The sequence below is a fragment of the Dysosmobacter sp. HCP28S3_G4 genome (genome assembly GCF_052065175.1).
Taxonomy (GTDB): domain Bacteria; phylum Bacillota; class Clostridia; order Oscillospirales; family Oscillospiraceae; genus Oscillibacter.
Genome location: NZ_JBQHUP010000094.1, coordinates 1 through 1,900 on the forward strand (window position 1 = coordinate 1; position 1,900 = coordinate 1,900).

A 1,900-nucleotide genomic window follows, 5' to 3' on the forward strand; every position below is an offset into this window, starting at 1 on the left:
TCATCCCCCAACAGCGATAAGGACACGCCGTGGGCCACCATCTTCTCGATGTAGCCGATATCCCTCTGGATATATTGCAAATTCCCGCGGAGAACCATCCGCGTTTCTCGTACAGTATGGGTGCGCTTCTTGGTGTATGCCAAATATCTTTCCCGAGCCTGCTGGCGATAGGTCCGGGGCTTCTCGGGGTACAGATCACGGGCGGAAGGATACAGCAAATCGATCATCTTTTCTACTGTCGGCTGTGCCGAGAGAGTGTCCTCACTGTCTTCCTGATTTACGGAATCATCTTCCTCGGGGTTATCCATGCTGGCAACTGCTTCTGGCGCAAAAACCAGATCGTTGATCCGTTGAATCATCTCAGGAGAAATACGCTTCCTGAAATGTGTCATCATGGATGCGTCGAAGGGCGAGTCCATGGTGTAGCACTCAAATCCGCAGAAGTACTGCAGATACGGGTTCTCCTGGATATTTCGTCTGGTCTGTTCATCTGTGTAGCCTTCCTCGGCCTGGATATACAGTGCCCCGAAGGCCAGACGAGATGGAATGGCCACTTGGCCCTCACTGCTCTTGAAATGTTCCTGATACTCCCGGTCAATCTCTTTCCAAGGGAACTTCTTGCTGAGGATTACCCACCGGTTATCCTCACGCAATGTGACCCCAAAGGGCATCTCCACCTTAAGCTGGTCATAATCTTCGTGCCGATACATCTTCATCACCTGCAAACTTTTTCTTCAGAACTTACGAATCTACTTGCAGACATTATACCATGTTACCCTTGTTTTTCCCAGTGTTTTCAATGGTTTCCGAGTATTGTTACACCGTTCAGTAGGCACTAATTATACTAAAAATTAGGGGGAAATGGAAGATTTTGAGCCGAGTTTTTAGAGGTTCCCTTAAGTTTGCTGCCATGAATCTGAAAAAGCTGGCCAGTTGGAAGTGGAGGGAGCATTTTCTTTGCTGCTTTTCCCGGCTTTTTCTCTATATGTGCCAGAAACCCGGCTGCCGCTTGATGCGGAGCCGGGTTCCTCGACAGACTGAGGCTCAGAGGTCAGTTGACCTCTGAGCCTTGTTTTATTTCGATTCTTTATATTACCGCCTCTATGATACTGGTTTCTTCTTGTGTGAGCCCGTATTTCTGATATAATTTCTGGTCCGTAAATATATGGTCAAATGCTCCGGATCAGGAATAAAATGTCTTTGTTTTCAATTTGTGGTTGCTATCCATCAATTGCAGCAAAAGCGATAAACCTTAAAAACTTGCTGTTAGCGAACCTTATAAAATTTTTGCATTCATCCACGTTGTCGGAACTAAAAACTGTACTGTACTGCATCCCCCGGTTTTTTTGCACATAAGGGACAGCCTTACAGATTGAGGAACCGCTGCAAGTCCCGATTGCTGCCGAGAACAAAAATCGTTTCATCCGCCCGGAAGCAATGGGTAGGGCCGGGCAGGGGTTCCAGGCTCCCGTTACATTAAGTAGCCAGCACATTGATACGGTGCTTCTGCCGGACAGCCAGCTCCACGATGGTTTTGCCCACCCAGGACGCTGGCACCGCGGTTTCAAAAATTGAGTGATCGTCTGTGGGTTCAGTGTAGTCAAACACGTGGTCGGCGGTATGCCGAACCGCCGACCAATTTGCGCATTGGGCACTAGGGAAGAATGTCATTGACCCAATCCTCGCTCCGGCCCACAGCCAGCACCTCGTGGTGCAGCTCCTTCAGCTTTTCTGCCATGTGGCAGTCGAAACGACCGAGTCCAATCAAAAGAACAGATTTCATATGGATACTCCTACAATAATAATTACGGTTTAAGGCGCGGCAGCCAGCCGCGTCTTTTTCCATCTCAAAGCCGAAGCTGTTAGAATGAGAGAGTAAATGGCCTGACAGTTAAGACCT

General features: G+C 48.5%; 3 protein-coding genes. All 3 read right to left on the reverse strand.

The features are described 5' to 3' along the window. Positions 1–716: transposase (locus ACTNBU_RS12515; RefSeq protein ID WP_441034426.1), on the reverse strand; the 716-nt coding region annotated here is incomplete at its 3' end. 760 nt (positions 717–1,476) lie between these two features. Then, the gene (locus ACTNBU_RS12520; protein ID WP_441034428.1) at positions 1,477–1,608 is read right to left on the reverse strand and encodes a hypothetical protein; all 132 of its coding nucleotides are present in this window, start codon (positions 1,606–1,608) and stop codon (positions 1,477–1,479) included. A 46-nt stretch (positions 1,609–1,654) separates the two neighbouring features. After that, on the reverse strand, positions 1,655–1,783 hold the full coding sequence (locus tag ACTNBU_RS12525) for a hypothetical protein (RefSeq protein WP_441034430.1): 129 nt from the start codon (positions 1,781–1,783) through the stop codon (positions 1,655–1,657). Between the last annotated feature and the right edge of the window lie 117 nt (positions 1,784–1,900).